Annotated in this window: 14 protein-coding genes and 1 tRNA gene; 6 read left to right on the plus strand and 9 right to left on the minus strand. The window is 45.2% G+C overall.

The genetic code is table 11. The annotated features are described in order from the left end of the window. Position 1: 1 nt before the first annotated feature. Genes Micr_RS00095 through Micr_RS00105 form a run of 3 tightly spaced genes read right to left on the minus strand, consistent with a single transcriptional unit; the run spans position 2 to position 3235 of the window. Positions 2-853 carry a proline dehydrogenase family protein gene (locus Micr_RS00095; RefSeq protein ID WP_203134643.1) on the minus strand — a complete coding sequence of 284 codons (852 nt, stop codon included), beginning with the start codon at positions 851-853 and terminating at the stop codon, positions 2-4. A gap of 54 nt (positions 854-907) precedes the next feature. Beyond that, a complete protein-coding gene (locus Micr_RS00100) occupies positions 908-2653 on the minus strand; it encodes an MFS transporter (RefSeq protein ID WP_226803557.1) in 1746 nt (581 codons plus the stop codon). Positions 2654-2656: 3 nt separating this feature from the next. Then, positions 2657-3235, minus strand: coding sequence for a hypothetical protein (locus Micr_RS00105; protein WP_203134644.1), 579 nt, complete (start codon positions 3233-3235; stop codon positions 2657-2659). Positions 3236-3295: 60 nt separating this feature from the next. On the opposite strand from Micr_RS00105, the gene Micr_RS00110 reads away from it, so the two are divergent. After that, the gene (locus tag Micr_RS00110; protein ID WP_203134645.1) at positions 3296-4093 is read left to right on the plus strand and encodes an NAD(+)/NADH kinase; all 798 of its coding nucleotides are present in this window, start codon (positions 3296-3298) and stop codon (positions 4091-4093) included. On the opposite strand, the gene Micr_RS00115 is transcribed toward Micr_RS00110, so the two are convergent. From Micr_RS00115 to acnA, 3 genes are read right to left on the minus strand one after another with little or no spacing between them, the layout of a single operon-like run. Continuing rightward, on the minus strand, positions 4083-5135 hold the full coding sequence (locus Micr_RS00115; RefSeq protein WP_203134646.1) for a threonine synthase: 1053 nt from the start codon (positions 5133-5135) through the stop codon (positions 4083-4085). The two genes, Micr_RS00110 and Micr_RS00115, sit on opposite strands and share 11 nt — an antisense overlap. An 8-nt stretch (positions 5136-5143) precedes the next feature. After that, complete coding sequence (locus Micr_RS00120) at positions 5144-6511, minus strand: FAD-dependent oxidoreductase (RefSeq protein ID WP_203134647.1); 1368 nt, start codon at positions 6509-6511, stop codon at positions 5144-5146. A gap of 9 nt (positions 6512-6520) precedes the next feature. Beyond that, entirely contained in the window at positions 6521-9319 is a 2799-nt protein-coding gene (gene acnA / locus Micr_RS00125) for an aconitate hydratase AcnA (protein WP_203134648.1), read from the minus strand. 139 nt (positions 9320-9458) lie between these two features. On the opposite strand from acnA, the gene Micr_RS00130 reads away from it, so the two are divergent. Further along, positions 9459-10619: a citrate/2-methylcitrate synthase gene (locus tag Micr_RS00130; protein WP_203134649.1), complete on the plus strand. Its 1161-nt coding sequence runs from the start codon at positions 9459-9461 to the stop codon at positions 10617-10619. Between the two features lie 109 nt (positions 10620-10728). On the opposite strand, the gene Micr_RS00135 is transcribed toward Micr_RS00130, so the two are convergent. Then, positions 10729-11496 (minus strand): HAD-IIB family hydrolase, encoded by a 768-nt coding sequence (locus Micr_RS00135; protein WP_203134650.1) that lies wholly within the window; start codon positions 11494-11496, stop codon positions 10729-10731. A gap of 54 nt (positions 11497-11550) precedes the next feature. Continuing rightward, positions 11551-11690 (minus strand) — tRNA-Trp (locus Micr_RS00140). A 38-nt stretch (positions 11691-11728) separates the two neighbouring features. Between Micr_RS00140 and Micr_RS00145 the strand changes: the two genes are divergently transcribed. Genes Micr_RS00145 through Micr_RS00155 form a run of 3 tightly spaced genes read left to right on the plus strand, consistent with a single transcriptional unit; the run spans position 11729 to position 13734 of the window. After that, positions 11729-12256, plus strand: coding sequence for an NUDIX hydrolase (locus tag Micr_RS00145; RefSeq protein ID WP_203134651.1), 528 nt, complete (start codon positions 11729-11731; stop codon positions 12254-12256). A gap of 46 nt (positions 12257-12302) precedes the next feature. Then, complete coding sequence (locus tag Micr_RS00150; RefSeq protein ID WP_203134652.1) at positions 12303-12887, plus strand: phosphatase PAP2 family protein; 585 nt, start codon at positions 12303-12305, stop codon at positions 12885-12887. A 4-nt stretch (positions 12888-12891) separates the two neighbouring features. Then, positions 12892-13734 carry a DUF929 family protein gene (locus Micr_RS00155; RefSeq protein WP_203134653.1) on the plus strand — a complete coding sequence of 281 codons (843 nt, stop codon included), beginning with the start codon at positions 12892-12894 and terminating at the stop codon, positions 13732-13734. On the opposite strand, the gene Micr_RS00160 is transcribed toward Micr_RS00155, so the two are convergent. Further along, positions 13731-15182, minus strand: coding sequence for a sulfatase-like hydrolase/transferase (locus Micr_RS00160; RefSeq protein ID WP_203134654.1), 1452 nt, complete (start codon positions 15180-15182; stop codon positions 13731-13733). The two genes, Micr_RS00155 and Micr_RS00160, sit on opposite strands and share 4 nt — an antisense overlap. 78 nt (positions 15183-15260) lie before the next feature. On the opposite strand from Micr_RS00160, the gene Micr_RS00165 reads away from it, so the two are divergent. Then, the gene (locus Micr_RS00165; protein WP_203134655.1) at positions 15261-16421 is read left to right on the plus strand and encodes a glycosyltransferase family 4 protein; all 1161 of its coding nucleotides are present in this window, start codon (positions 15261-15263) and stop codon (positions 16419-16421) included.

Consider the following 16421-nt stretch of genomic DNA (forward strand, 5'->3'; position numbering starts at 1 on the left):
TTCAAACACCCTGCTTTTCGAATAGAGATTTCAACAATAGTTTAAGATGCCCTGCTTCTTTAAGCCTTCTGTATGAGTAGGATATCCACTGCTCTCCGAAAGGCACGTAAATGGACATTTTATTGTCCTTGGCTAGTTGCACGGCAAGCCTGTTCCTTATGCCTTTGAGCATGGCATAGGTGACCTTGCGCTTGTATTTCTTGTTTAGCTCAATTGACCTCTTTATCATTTCTGTATCATGAGTTGCTATTGTAAACTCTGTGCACTGCTCGTATGCCATCTGCATTAGTTTTGCGTAATTCCGCGTTACTTCTCCCCACGTAGTAAAGCTCTTCGACTTGCTTGAGGAATATGCACCCTTCACCAACCTTATGATTCCACCGGACTTCGATATGCGTTGAAGGTCGGATTCCGTGCGCTTGAGGTATGCCTGCAGGCATATCCCAACGCCGCCCTGCTGCACCTCTGAGAGGTACATTTTTATTGTGCTGTCAACTACCGGTTCCCCTTCCATATCAAGCCATACGAATACTGAAGATAGCCTGGCGTTCTTGACCAGCTTGGAATAATTGCCCATTGCCTCTTGTTCGGACATTGAAAGCCCCAACTGCGTAGGCTTAACGGATATGTCGGCGTTTATGTTGTAATTCTTTATGTAGCGCATTAGGCGTATGTAAGTGTCAACTGTGGAATCGACCATTTCCTGCTTTGTTATATCCTCCCCCAGGTAGTTTATTATCGTCCTTATGCCAAGTGAATTGAAATGCGTGGAGCTTTTTATTGCGTCTTCCATTGTAGTTCCAGATATCCAGCGCGATGCGAATATATGCTCTACTATATCGTTAAAATCCATCCGAAACACTGAGATTCAAAATCATTTTAATTGCTTAGAAAAGTTAGTTATAGTTTACTGCTCGCCGTAAATATATCTCTTTCCCCTTAATGCGGACGCTATTGCAGCTATAAATGACATTATCGCACCGGTATATAGCACCAGCGCCAGGCCATCATGGAAAGGCTCCGATATCAGCGTCGGGAAGAATATCTTGCCTATCACATAACTTTGGTTCGCCGAAGGAAGCGAAGCAAGCACTGTAGGATTTATCAGCGATTTCATCGGATTGTAGCCAAGTAAGCCTGCAAAAAGCGCTGACGTAGGGGGCAGGTGTGATACTCTTGTAGCTTCCGAAACAGGAACATGCTGGGCAACCAAACCGCTATAGAGCGATGGGCCCAAATGTACCGAAAGACCAACAACTAGAAGCGTGAAGAATATGGCTATGCTGAATATCAGGGATATGTTAGTGAATGTCGCCCTCATGCCAGAAGCCCCTCCGCGCTGCTCCGGAGGAACCGAGTTCATTATTGCAGTAGTATTTGGTGCGGCGAATAGACCCTGGCCTACCCCTATTATGAATATTATTACAGCGAAATAGGCATATTGGAATTCTGCAGGGACGAATGCAAGCATTATGAAACCTATGCCGTTTATAGTCATTCCAAGAGTAGAGAATAGCCTGGCACCGAATCTGTCGGAAAGATATCCGGATATTGGGCCGAATATCAGGAACCCAAAAAGCAGCGGCAGTATAAGTATCGCAGCCCTGAACGGAGTCTGCGAGAATGCAACCCCATGGAGGGGCAGCCATATGGCCTGCAGCCATATTATTATCATGAATTGCAGCCCTCCTCTGGCTATTCCTGCAAGGAGAAGGCTAAGATTGCCGAATGCAAAAGCTCTTATCTTGAACAGGGCCAGCTTGAACATAGGGTACTTTGCTTTGAGCTCTATTATTCCGAATAGCGCCAGCATTAGTATTCCGGCAATCATACTGCCTATTACGTAAGGGCTTTTCCACCCCATCGTATTGGTGCCGTATGGAAGAAGGCCATAGGTTAGGGCCAGCAGGATAAGAGTAAGGCCTAAAGTAAAGCTCACATTGCCCACTATGTCGAATTTTTGGCCCTTCTTTATTGTGGCAAGCTCATGCAGGGCCAGATATGCCCATATCGTGCCCACTATGCCTATTGGCACATTCACAAGGAATATCAGGTGCCAGTCGAAGCTTGAGAGTATTCCGCCAAGTATAAGCCCAAGTATTCCTCCACCTATCCCTGCAATCTGGTTGAAGCCTATAGCTTTGCCCCTTTCGTTTGCCGGGAACGCATCTGTCAGTATGGCAACACTGTTTGCAAAGAGGAAGGCTCCGCCTACTGCTTGCACGAGCCTGAGCAAGACCAAGGACAATGCGCCGTTTACGCCGGTTATGTACAATGAGGAAATGTAAAGGCCTATTGAGCCAACTGTGAATACAGCAAAGCCTATGTTGTACAGCTTGACCCTGCCGTACATGTCGGATAGCCTGCCTATCGTTACGACTATGACCCCAGATACGAGCATATAGCCGAGGAGCAGCCACAGCAGAAGCGCTATGTTGCTGGCTATGAGAGGATTTACGCCTAGGCCGGAGAACACTGCCGGAAGGGATATTATCAGTATAGTACCGTTTATGGCAGACATCAGTGCTCCGAGGGTAGTATTGGAGAGCGCTATCCATTTGTAGTTCTTTCCATATTTGCTTTCACGTTCGCGCTCTTCCCTGTCCTCTTCCATGTACGCCTTCGGTTCCGCAAGCCTTTTTTTGGAAACCATGAATCAAGCACCCAATACAGATTTTATTGCTTCAATTTCTTTGCTTGAAAGCAACACTCTGCATTCGCTGTCATTTATGAAGAACTCCAGCACGGTCTTGCGCAGCTCTTCTTTGTCTATCGTCTTCCTAAGTATGTCCTCTGTGTCTTTTCCTTCAATCATTTTGCCTGCGGCATCAGCCCATGAGCTTAGCACGCGAGCGTATTCCATGAGCATGTTAAGCTGCTCTACAGAAAGAACGAACTTCTGCAGTTCGCCGAATTTTTTGGCCTCTGCATCGGAAAGCTTTTTGCCGTTATTCTTTTCTATGTACTCGCTATACTCCTTATGCAGCCTGCCGGAATCGTCTATGAGATTGTTTATCAGGTACATTGCCTCCTCTACGTCAGCATTTGCCTCGCTCGAGAATAGGGTACTGCCGTTGACTGCTATATGGCCCGATTCTATCTCCCTGTTGAGGAGCTTTATTGCCCTGTCTATGAGCTCTTCCCTCATTTTTACAAGCAAATCTTCGCACGCTATCCATGAGGGTATGCGGCTTTCATCGATATCGCTAGCTCCGGGTCCATGTTCTGCAGTCATCGAATGCACTAGTTAGCTTATTATTATTAAATATGAATTATGGATAAAAAGGTATAAATTATGAAAATAAATCTGATTATAGACAAATATCATAACGACAAGGCCCACAGCATAAGGAGAGCTTTGGAAAGGAGAGGATTGGCAATTTCCGCTTCAGGATACGAAATGACGCTTTTTGTTGGAGGGGACGGCACATTTGCGAACAAATCTTTGGAATTCGATGACAGGCCTGTTTTGTTCCTGAGCAGGAATTGGAACAAGCCAAACGGTAGCGTGAGCTACAATGCGCAGGCGAACATAGATTCCAAGAGCCTTTCCAAGATCGTGAAGGCCATTACTGCAGGAGATTACAGGATTGAGAAACAGCCTGTGCTCAACGCAGTCTATTCTGGGAAAAAGTATTCCTCTCTGTACGATTTCTTTGTGGAAAGATATGTGACAAAAGAAGCAATGAGGTATGAGATAACAGTAAGGAATGGAAAGAAATCGTTCCGCACTTACGCGATATCTAACGGATTCATAATAACAACGCCGTTAGGCTCTACGGGATATTACTCTTATCCAGACACGCTTAATGGTATGAAGCCGAAGCGGATAGAAAACGGGAAGATAGGATTGGCACACATATTGCCCGTTAGGATAAAGGATTTTTACGGCAGCAAAAAGGCAGCCCCAGAGATCAGGCGCACTTTCAGCGACCATGCAATAGTCCATGCAACAATAGAAAGGGACGTGGGCCAGATAATGTTCGGAACTGCAGGCAATAAAGGGATCAGAATACGCGCAGAAAAGCGCATCGATTTTTACATAAATAAGAAGAATTCGCTTAAAATGGTGCTGCTAAATTTCAAACATTAGACCCGGTTATAACCGCAACTGTGCTGCCCTTGGGTTTTAGCCTGTCAAAGGCTGCGAGCGTGGATACTGATGCGAGCTCTGCAACCAACCCGTAATCCTTTAAGAACTTTTTTTGCTCGCTTCTCAATGAATCTTCGCTTACCGAAATTGCAGTCCCTCCTGTTTTTCTTACGGCTTCAATGCCCTGGTCACCGTATGTAGGATATCCAACCGCTATCGCATCAGCAGAAGTCATTGGCTTCCGATATTTTATCGCAGAACCCGTTGAATAAGCATCGACAAGTGGCTTGCATTTGTCCGACTGTACGGCTATTATGCGTGGTGTGCTTTTCATTGATTCGGATTTCTTCATCTCGGCTATGGCTTTGTAAGTAGCGCTCAGGAGCGTTGCATTTCCCACTGGAACAATGACGTTTTTGACTGCTTTTACAGCATTGCCGATTTCGTACATTATCGTCTTCTGGCCCTCTTTGCGGTAGCAATAGTCTCCACAAAGGAACGCCTTGTGTTTTTTAGAATATTCTAGAGCCAGGCCCTGGGCCTTGGTGAAATCCCCGTTTACCTTATGCACATCAGCGTCGCCAACACTTTTTATGTCGTTTATTTTGTCCGTGTTCGCGTTGTCGCTTATGAATACCTTTGCCCTGAGCCCGTAGAGTTTCGCGTAATAGGTTATTGAATATGCCATGTTGCCTGTGGACGCACACACAACTTCGCCGAATCCATATTCTGCGGCTTTTGCCACTTCTATTGCTGAGCCTCTATCCTTGAACGAATGCGTTGGATTGAAGAACTCGAGCTTGAGCTTAAGGCTCTCGCCGTATTTAGACGCAATTAATGGAGTGTTCCCCAGATAAAAATGCACATATTTGCCGGACGGCATGACCTTTTCCATATCCCAAAACGAGTTTATTTTGCTTATCTTTGGCATCTTGGCTTCATAAATTACTTCGAGGATTCCAGAGCATTTCTGGCATACCTGCGAATCGTAATCGCTTTCAAATGTCGAACCGCAGTTCGTGCATTCTAGATGGTATTTCATTAAATCGCTCAGAGTTGCTTATGGCCGTTTATCTTTTCCTTCAGGTGCTTATAGTCTATTGCACCCAGTTCAGATTCTATTTTTCTTTCGTCAATCCCTATGTCCAGTAGCGTGCACATGTAAACTATATCATCTATTGCGCTCTGCAGGCTTGATGTAGCACCTGGGGAGGGAGTTATGTTGAACATTATGTTATTGCCCCTTATCTTGGATGCGCCCATGCTAAGGAATCTCTTATTTTCGTCTATTATCTGGGGTCGTATGCCGCCATAGTTCTTGTCAAAGCGTATTTTATCCGGGCTGAGTGACGGCACTATCTTTGAAACCTCGTTTTTTATGAACAACGGTTTGCCTACAATTGGCAGAGGGTACATCATGTTCTTGCGCATTATCCTGCGTATGTCCTTGTTGCCGATTATATTGAAAAGGCTCTGTATTGTAGGTATGTCAAAATCAAATGTTCTTAGGTAATCGAGGGTTGTTCCCCTCTCCCTGACTTCTAGCGAAAGGGGAAAGCTGACAGTAGGGCCGAATCGGGTTATTTTTGGATTTGTTATCTCCGGATCGGCGTGTATGGCAGCGAAAGGTATGCCGCCGGCCTGCACCCTGTAGACTTTGCCGTTAAGTACCCGCGGAGCCACGTAAAAGCCCCCACCAACTGACAGTATTGAAAGGTTCCTGTCGTAACCTAGCTTTTTTGCAAAGTAAAGGCTGTATGTCCCAGAAGCGAATATTACGAATCTGCCCTTGAAGCTGCCTTTGTTCGTGATTATTTCGTGGCCGTCTTCTATCGGATTGGCAGTTAGGCACCTGCAGTTGAATATGAATTTTACCCCTTTACTTTTCGCCCTTTTGTAGAAGGATTTGGCAAGAAGCCCGAAGTTGACCATGTAACCCTTGTCCGATAGCAATGCAGATACTGTTTCCGAGGGATCCCTGCCCTTCACGGTGTTGGGCTCTACCTTTGCAAGCTCCTTGCGGCCAAGCTTCCTTAACCCTGGAAAGAGCTTCCTCATTCCTTTAGAGTATATTTTGTCTATTCTTTCGGCTTCTTCATCTCCAACTGCAAGGACCATCTTCTGCACTTCGGATATTATCCTTGAGCTTTCGCTTTTCGGTATAAGGCTCGAGTACTTCAGCACGCGTTCTGCAGACGCTTTTGTATGGGCTGCTTCCTCTAGCGTATAGTTGGTCTCTATGTCCCCGAAATGGAGTGTCTGCGAGTTGTTCTTTGAATCCGAGTTCAATGGCGCTATCCTGTCATACTTTTCTATGACCAGGATTGTCTTTATTGACGAATATCGCGAAGCCACGAAAGACAGGGCAGAGCCGGTTATGCCTGCGCCGACTATTATAAGATCGTAATAATCCTCCAATGCGGCACCTCAATTTTCTTTTGATATCTTTTTGAGGACATAGTTTAATATTCCACCATATTTGTAGTACTCAAGTTCTATCGGAGTGTCTATCCTGCTCTTAACCTGCGCAGATTCAACGCTGCCTGTCTTTTTGCTTGTGTACTTTATTTTTATGCGCGACCTTGGTCCCATATTTTGGTCAAGCTCTATAGTTATGGGCTTTGAATAGTCTATCCCTAGGGTATTGTAGTCCTGGCCACTTTCGAACTCAAGTGGAATTATACCCATGCCTACGAGGTTGCTCCTGTGTATTCTTTCGAAGCTTTTTGCAATAACCGCTTTTACGCCTATCAGGCTAGGACCTTTTGCAGCCCAGTCTCTCGAGCTTCCAGAGCCGTATTCGCTTAGGGCAAGCACTACTGTGGGCGTGCCGCTTCCCATGTATTTCATGGCTGCATCGTATATCGGCATTTCCCGCTTTTCGGGAAGATATATCGTGTAACCGCCCTCCTTTCCATTCATCATTATGTTTTTTATCCTGTTGTTCGCAAATGTGCCGCGCATCATCACTTCGTGGTTTCCCCTTCTGGAGCCGTACGTGTTGAAATCCTGCGGCTTTACCCCGTGCTCGATAAGATATTTTCCTGCTGGGCTGTCCGTGCCTATGGCACCGGCCGGTGATATGTGGTCAGTTGATATTGAATCGCCAAAAACTGCAAGAACTGACGCATTCTCTATGCTTTTTACTGACGTTTCCATCTTGTCCAGGCTTTCGAAGAATGGAGGAAGCCTTATGTATGTGCTTGAGTCCTCCCATTCGTACACCTTGCCCTTTGGGCTCTCAAGCTTGTTCCAGTAGGGGTTGACATCGTAGATATTGGCGCCGTATTCCTTGTTGAACATGTCAACGCGTATCGCCTTGTGTACCGTTTCCGCTATTTCTTCATTGCTTGGCCATATGTCTTTCAGGAAAACAGGCTTGCCATCGGATCCGTTTCCCAGAGGCTCCTTTGTCAGGTCTTTCATCACAGTGCCAGCTATACCGAAAGCTATCAGCAGCGGAGGAGACATCAGATAGTTGGCACGCACGTCGCGGTGTATTCTGGCCTCAAAATTCCTGTTACCGGAGAGAACAGAAGCTACTGCTATATTATTCTTGTTTATCGCATCGCTCTGGCCTTCTATCAATGGCCCGCTATTTCCTATGCAGGTTATGCAGCCATATCCTACGAGTTCGTAGCCGAGCTTTTCCAGCGGCTCCATCAGGTTTGCCGCTTTCATGTATTCCGTTACGACCCTTGAGCCCGGGCCGAAGCTTGTCTTTACCTTTCGCGTGTTTACCTTTAGCCCCTTTGCTATGGCGTTCCTTGCAAGAAGCCCAGCTGCTATCATAACTGATGGATTGCTCGTGTTTGTGCAGCTTGTTATAGAAGATATCACCACATCTCCGTCAGATATTATCTCCTCGTGGCCGTCCTTGTATTTTATCTTTGCATGTTTTATGCCGTCATTGCTTATCACTGCATCCTTTATTGCGCCGTTCTCCGGTGCCTCGCTTTCCTCAGACCAGCGCGTATAATCCTCCATGCTCATTTTTTCTTCGGCCTTGAGGCTCCCGTTTTCTTTTAGGAACAGCTTTGTGAATTCGTCTTTTATTTCGCCAAGCGGAATCTGCTGCTTTGGCTGGCTTGGGCCAGAGACGCTTGGGATTATTGTACCGAGGTCTACGTTTATCACATCGCTGAATTCGACCTTTGAGTAGTCGATACCGAAAGACTCCTGGGCCATATAGTATTTCCTTACAAGTTCGACCTGCTCGTCGCTCCTGCCGGTGCTCTTCATGTACCTAAGGGTTTCTTCGTCAGGGGGAAATATCGCTATCGTGGCGCCGTATTCCGGGCACATGTTAGAAAGCGTTGCCCTGTCTGGAAGCGAAAGGTTCTTCAGTCCCTCCCCGAAAAATTCTACGAACATGCCTACAACTCCGTGATCCCTGAGTATTTTCGTAAGCGTTAGGGCAAAGTCCGTAGCTGTTACGCCCTCGTTAAGTCTGCCCGTCAGCTTGACTCCGACCACTTTTGGAGTCGAAAATGACACAGGCTGGCTCAGAAGCGCTGCTTCCGCTTCTATGCCGCCTACGCCGAACCCTACAACCCCTAAACCGTTTATCATTGTCGTATGCGAATCTGTTCCGACAAGCGTATCTGGGAGCGCAACGTATTTACCATCTGACTGCCTGAGCGTGACGCATGTTGCCAGGTATTCGAGATTCACCTGGTGGCATATACCCGCAGAAGGCGGAAAGACCTTGAAATCCTTGAAGGCCGAGCTGGACCATTTCAGGAATTTGTATCTCTCCGAGTTCCTTTCTATCTCCTTCTCTTGGTTTATTGCCATTGACTGGATAGTATTGAATGAATCGACCTGCACCGAGTGGTCTATTATCAGGTCGACATTTATCGTGGGTTGTATGGTTTCTGGAGTCATACCTTTGTCAACGACGAACTGGCGCATCGCCGCAAGATCGACCACTGCAGGAACGCCAGTGAAGTCTTGCATAAGTATTCTTGAAACCTTGAACGGCACATCCCTATCAGAGGGGTTTTTGGCATCCCATTCCAAAAGCGCCTTGACGTCATCCATAGTTATGCTCGTGTTGTCCACATTTCTTAGCAGCGATTCCAGCACAACCCTAATCGAAAAAGGCAGGCGTGATATGCTTCCAAGACCGCTTTTTTGCAGAGCAGGAAGCGAATAGTATTCTACTTCCTTTCCAGAATCAAGGCTTAGTTTAGCGACAAAAGATTCATTTCCTTTACCATCCATTCAAACACCGATTTTAAATATCTAAGAAAATTTATAACGTGTTATGTGATGCTGCTTTGATTGGCCTCCAATATTTGCAAAGTCAACGCGAACCAAAAAGCACTATTAAATTTGCCATCTATTAGCTATTGGTGTTTAAATGGCAGATAATGCAACTCCTACAATAATCAAAGGACTTGAAGGAGTCTACTTTACAGAAACAAAAATATGCAAGGTTGACGGTTTCAAGGGAAGGCTTTGGTATAGGGGCTATTCTATAGAAAGCCTGGCAAAAAATTCATCTTTTGAGGAGGTTTCGTACCTCATACTTTACGGTTCTCTACCTAATGCCGAAGCGCTTTCGGTATTCACCAAGAAGCTCGTATCGTACATGAACCTTGACAGCGGGATAATCGGATTGGTAAAAATGCTGAGCCCAAACATGCTCTCCATGGATGTGCTCAGGTCTGCGGTTTCTTCCCTGCCAGCATTTGCAGATAAAAAGGTTTATCAGAGCGAAGCAGAAGAAAAACTCGAGGAAAGTGCTGAGATAATAGGAAGGATATGCGGCATCGTGGCATTAATGGGACGACTTAAGGCAGGGGGAGAATATGTAGCTCCAGACCAATCATTGGGCGTTGCACAGAACATACTTTACATGATGACGGGCAAAATACCAGAGGACAAAGTAGCCAAAATGCTTGACGTCATGATGTTGCTTCATGCAGAGCACAGCTCCAACGCATCTACGTTTTGCACAATCGTTGCAGGATCGACCCTGGCTGATATATACTCTGCAATCACTGCGGGCATATGCGCATTGAAGGGGCCATTGCATGGAGGGGCTGACGAAAAAGCCCTTGACATGATGAGAGCAATTGGCAATCCCGACAACACCGAAAAATACATCGAAGAGGCGTTGGACGGAAAGAAAAGGATAATGGGCTTCGGGCACAGGGTTTACAAGGCTTACGACCCAAGGGCCAAGGTCATAAAATCCTACTTGGAAGACATACAGAACGGCTCTACGATGGAAGTGCAAACGCTTACTGCGATAGCCCTGCGAGCCGAAAAGATGATGGTTGAAAAGCTAGGAGAGACGAAGGGGATATGGCCCAATGTCGATTTCTTTTCCGGACCGGTGTATACTTACATAGGCATACCAAAAGAGCTGTTTACTCCGCTCTTTGCAGCTAGCAGATCCCCGGGATGGTGCGCACATATGCTTGAGTACTGGCAGGACAACAGGCTGATAAGGCCTTTGGATTATTATAACGGACAACTCGACATACCCTACGTTCCTTTAGACCAAAGAAAATGATTGCACGTTTGTGATGATACGAGGTATTTCTGACTCGTGATGAGAAGAGAGTCTGCTGAAACTGCAACTGTTGGCGCTTAAAGGATATTACGGCTCGCTTAACGTAGGCTCAAGGCTGGCTTGAGTTAATTATGCTCCTAAGCAGTGACTTTGTCTCTTCGGGCCCTGACGTTGATATGCTTTCTACACCTGTAAGCTTGACCGCATAGTCGTTTCCGCCTTCGTACAGCGCATCGCCTATGAACACCATTTCCTGCTTGGAATACCCGAATATTTCGGTAATTTTGCTTATTGCATAGGACTTGTCTATCCCTGCTTTTGTTATGTCTATTGAAGTTGTGCCGCCGAGCCTTATTTCGAAGCCGTTGAGCAATTTGTCAAGCTGTTGTTTTATGGCCATGCGCTTCTTCTGGTCAGGATCCCATGCTGATTTAAGCTCTAATGGGGCTTCTTGCCCCAGGGCTGAGAATGTTATCTGCGTGCCACGGTCCTCAAGCTGGTTGCCGTAGAGCTTTTCTGGATTTTTAAAACCTGCAAGCTCAAGAGCTTTGGGAAAAGCTGAATAGATGAGCTTTTTCTGCTCCTCTGAGAGGTCTTCGGAATAAACCTTTTGCCATTCCGAAACTGAAAACTTGTAGAATGCAGTCGCATTGGTGGGGAACAGGTAGAGCCTGCTGAGCTTTTCTGCTGGGCATTTAAGGGCTCCTATGAGCTGCTTTTGGAACTGTGAGTAAAAACCTCCTCCGACTACTGCCATGGCCTTTATTGAAAGAAGCCTGCAGATTATTTTTGACATTTCTTCGTCCATTGGAGCTTTGCTAGGCGCAAGCGTGCCATCGAGGTCAGTAACAACAATTTTTACTTTGGAGTAGTCCAAAAAATCACGTTATTTGAATACATGGTTTTGTTATTTTGTAATTTTTGAACGGGTTGGGGTTGCCGGGATTTGAACCCGGACCAGCAGGTTACTTCATATTTAGTCTGCTTTCCAGATCATCATCATTGCCTTTTGGGCTCATTTCAAGTTAAACATCTGGAGCCTGCTGCGCTGCCAAGTTACGCCACAACCCCGCGCATATTTGTTTTCTCGCAACTCCTATAAATGTTTTATGCTAACCATAAGTATGCGCACTGTTTACAAAAACAAGATAATAACGCTGGAAACCTTTAAAGATAAGACAGAGGAGAAGGAGCGTTGCAGGGTAGTTGAAAAAGACGTTGTAGTTATTCTGGCATTTGTCGATGAAAAAACGATAGTGCTTGAAAGGCATTACAGGGCACCTATAGGGAAATGGATTCTTGAGCTTCCAGCTGGCCATATTGAAAAGGGAGAAACTCCAAAAGAAGCGGCAAAAAAGGAGCTTTATGAAGAAACAGGATACAGAGCGCAAAATATGAAGCTGCTTTACAAAGCTTATGTATCTCCAGGATTGCTCACTACTATGTCATATACTTATTTGGCAACGCGCCTTACAAAACATGAAAAAACAGACATGGGCGAAATGCTAGAAGTTGAGGAGATAAAGTTTTCTGATACATACAAAATGGTAAAATCGAATAAGATAATTGATAAAAAGACGATATCCGGAATATTATATTATAATGCATTTTTCAACAGGAAGGGGCTCACGCTTTAAATTCTTTGGCAAAAAATAGGTATGCATAAAACTCCGAAGTGATTGCTTGCTTTTCACTATAGAAGCTTATAAGATAGGCATAAACATATGGGCCTTTGAGGCAGCCAAGGCGCTCGCAAACCCATACCTTAACGTAGTTATGGCATACCTGGCCAAATCGTTCTTTATAGTGCTGCCAGTTCTTGTGATATATCTTTTGCTGAAGAAGGACATGAACGTCTATTCCTTTGTCGTTGCAGGCATACTTCTTTACGTAATATCTGATGGAATAAAGATAATAACAAAAGAACCGAGGCCATGCAACGTCCCGTATTTGACTGACGTGTTGCACATAAATTACATATCGTGCCAGAGCAGTTTTTCCTTTCCAAGCAACCATGCAGGGGTTTTGACAGGGTTAACAATATTCCTTAAAAATTACAAGTATGTCAGGGTATTGTATGTGGTATGGCTGGTGCTCATACTGTTCGGAAGGATATACCTAGGATTGCATTATCTTACTGACGTAATCGCTGGAGCGGCGCTCAGCATTGTAGTCGCTTACATCATATACAGGTATAGGGATTATATAAATAAGGCGTTAAATGCCGTAGTGAAGAAAATATTGCCCCCGTTGGCAGTCCAAAAGTGATTATGTGGCAAAAGTTAATCTGAGCAAGAAACAGGCATATGCAATAATAGGCGTATTGATAGTCATCGTAGCTGTTATAGCACTGTACGAGAATTCTACAAGCAGTGCGGGCAAAGCTGACATAAAGTTTGATAATGTAGCAGTAAGTAGTTCCTATCTTTCGCAGCTCTACGATGTAGCAACCAATATGACACTTGCCAACAACATAGGAATAGGTACGGCTTCTAGCTATCCCTCTCCCTCTGGAAGCAACGTAAGTCTTACTTCAGATGGAATGCCTGAAATGCTGTATATAGGTGCTGATTACTGCCCATTTTGCGCCATAACAAGATGGGGAATGATTGTTGCCCTAATGAGATTCGGAAACTTCTCTAAGCTTCATTATATGACTTCCAGCGCTACCGACTATGAGCCAAATACTGCAACTTTCACATTTTATAATTCGAGCTATTCGAGCAACTATGTGGACTTCCAGGGAGTTGAAACGCTAACGAATACATACAAGCCGCTACAGAATATGACAAATGAGGAAGGAGTGATATTTTCAAGGTTCGATTCCAACAACACCGCAATTCCAGCTGATGAGAGAGACGCAATACCTTTCATAGACTTCGGAAACAAGACCATACAGATAGGAGCAGAGGTCAGCCCTGCAATAATAAACCCGTATAACTGGAACCAGGTACTTTCGTTCCTTCAGACGAATCCAAACAGCCCAGTTACCCAAGCGATAATTGGCGAGGCAAACGTTTTCACTGCACAAATATGCAATATTGACGGAAACAAGCCGGCAAGCGTGTGCAACCAGAGATTCGTTAAGACAGTCGATGGGATTACTGGGGCTTAAAGAGCCGATTTCACATATTTGTACATTGCGCTGAGGCGCTTGGCTACCGACCTGTTTAAAGCGATGACATTTTCTTTTTCTTCGATGTCATCCATGCGATACAGCTCGCTGGGCCGTTTTCCGTAGAAATGCACAAGCTTGTAGCCATTGCTTATTATAGAATAGGCCTTAGTATTGTACGATAGCTTCGCCTTGTATATGCGTGCGGCATATTCTGAACGGCGGCGCAGCGCAGAAAGCAGCATCCCATCCCAGCCTTCGCTTATTCCATTGTGCTCGCTTATGACTTGGTTTTTCTTGTAAGCACCATTAGAACCTGCCATTGAAAGAACCATCCCATGCATGTCTATCAGGCTTGTCGGATCGCTTATGCTGCTTCCATCAGAGACGGGCTTGCCGTTTTCGAATTTGGATATTATCAACGGCACATTGTTGACTTCCTTGTATGGATATAAGGAATGGTAGAGCATGCCGTGCTCCCCAAAGAATTGCCCATGGTCCGAAGTAACTATAACGCTCGCATCATCGAGCATTCCGTTGTCCCTGAGAATCCGCAAAGATTTCCCTATCTGCCTGTCCAAGTAAGAAAGCCTTCTCATATATCCTTCATGGAACTTCTTTGTTATGTCGTTGCTCATCTCAAGTATTCCGCTGAGATAGAGCCATTTGTCCTGTATTATGCTGCTATCCCTTACCGGATAGTTTTCGTGGGCTTCTATGCAGTTTATGAACATGAATTGTGGCTTGTAGTTGTATTCCTTTTCCAAGTATGCCTTAAGCGCGTTGTTTGTATCTAGAGCGCCGCGATCCATGCGATATGTTCCATCGGCATTTGCAACTCCCGCGGCCATCTTAACTCTGAGGTTCAGGTATAGGCGGTTTAGGAGCGAATCCGGAATAAAATTGGAAAGGCTGAGCGCAGTCTTGAAAAGAGCTTTGCGCATTGCCTCGCCCTTTATGAAATTCGAAAGGAGCTTGGCCTTCTTTGGGTTATACTTTATGTTGGAGTTCATCCAAAGGTCGTAGACCTTGTCGAACCCTATGGCGAGGTTGGTATTGCTGGTCAGGAACGGATTGTTTGAGAACAAGACCGAATAGTATCCTTGGTTATGGAGCTTTGACGCAAGCGTGATTGCGTTGTTTGGCAGGAACTTTATCTTTACTATCCACGGATCTATCGAAGAATCCGAAAGGAAATTATGCGACGCCTGCTTTATCTTTGACGAAAGCCTTGATGTAAATATGGACGCATGTGCTGGAGCAGTCCAAGTTGCTGGAGAGATTGCGTTCTCAAAACTGGTTCCGTGTGCAGAAAGGTAGTTTATGTTTTTAAGAGAAGGATTGCCATACGCATCGCTAGCCCTGAGCGTATCGAGAAGCAACACTATTATATTTTTGCTCTTGCCAAAGCTATCATGCCTTGACACGGGCTTCCTTGAGCTTGACATTTGCCTCGGCTTTTAATTTGCAGAAACAGTATATAAATATTGATATGAAACCGTTTCATACCGGTCCGATAGTTGGTTATGATGGAAATATGCGTATTGAATCCGTATTTTTACCCGTATTTTGGCGGGACTGAAAAGGTTCTGCTGGAAATATACAAGCGCCTATCAAAAAAGAATAATATTACCGTAATAACATCTTCGGTAGGCAGCGAGCCTGGAGAGACAACGTTCGAAGGAATCAAAATATTGAGACTTAAGACCGTGCAGCGTACACTCCCCCACCTTCCACTCCCACTGGCATCCATGGACGGGTTAAACGCAGCAATAGAAAAAACCGCTGCGGATATATACCACATAAACAACAGATACCAGTATTTTAGCAGCACAATAAACACAATAAAAAATAAGACTTCTGGAAAGCTCGCATTGACAATACACAACTCGCTCCCTAAGGGAATTGACCCTATAACGGATTTTGGAGGATTGGCATATGATATCTTTTGGGGGCGGAAGATAATGAAAAGAGCAGACGTGATAACTGCAGTTTCGAAAAACGCAATGGAGACCACAGTCCCAATTAAATTTAGAAAAAAATCCCATGTCATATTCAATGGCATAGACTACAAGTCGTTCATGCCGGCCATGGACAGCGGCAGGGTTGCAAAGACAAGGGCCTCCATGGGATTTGAGAAAGATGGGATTTTGCTAATATCAAATGGCAGGCTGACAAGGCAGAAAGGGCACTCTTACCTGATACGTGCCGTAGCAGAATTGGACAGGATAGGTAAACCCGCCAACTTGTTCATAATAGGCAGGGGCCCAATGGAAAGCAGGCTTAGGGAATTGGCAAAAAACCTTGGAATCCAGGACAAGGTCAGGATATCGAACGGAATAGGAGAAGAAGACCTGCCGTATTATTATAATGCAGCGGACATGTTCGTATTTCCATCCCTTTATGAGCCGGCAGGAATGGCGATGCTTGAAGCATTATCGTGCGGAACTCCGACTATCGCAACCAAAATAGGAGGAATACCGGAAGCGCTGCAGAATTACGGCGAATATATTAAGATTAAGGATGTAAAAAGCATTACGAATGCAATAATGAAAGTGTCTTCAGACATAGGGCATTACAGAAAGCTCGCGATTGAATGCAGGGAGAACGTAATAAAGAGGGAGCATGACTGGAACTCCATAGCGAAAAGATACGAAGAAGCATTCGGACAGGTACTAGGGGCATAG

Source organism: Candidatus Micrarchaeum sp., from assembly GCF_016806735.1.
Classification (GTDB): Archaea; Micrarchaeota; Micrarchaeia; order Micrarchaeales; family Micrarchaeaceae; genus Micrarchaeum_A; species Micrarchaeum_A acidiphilum_A.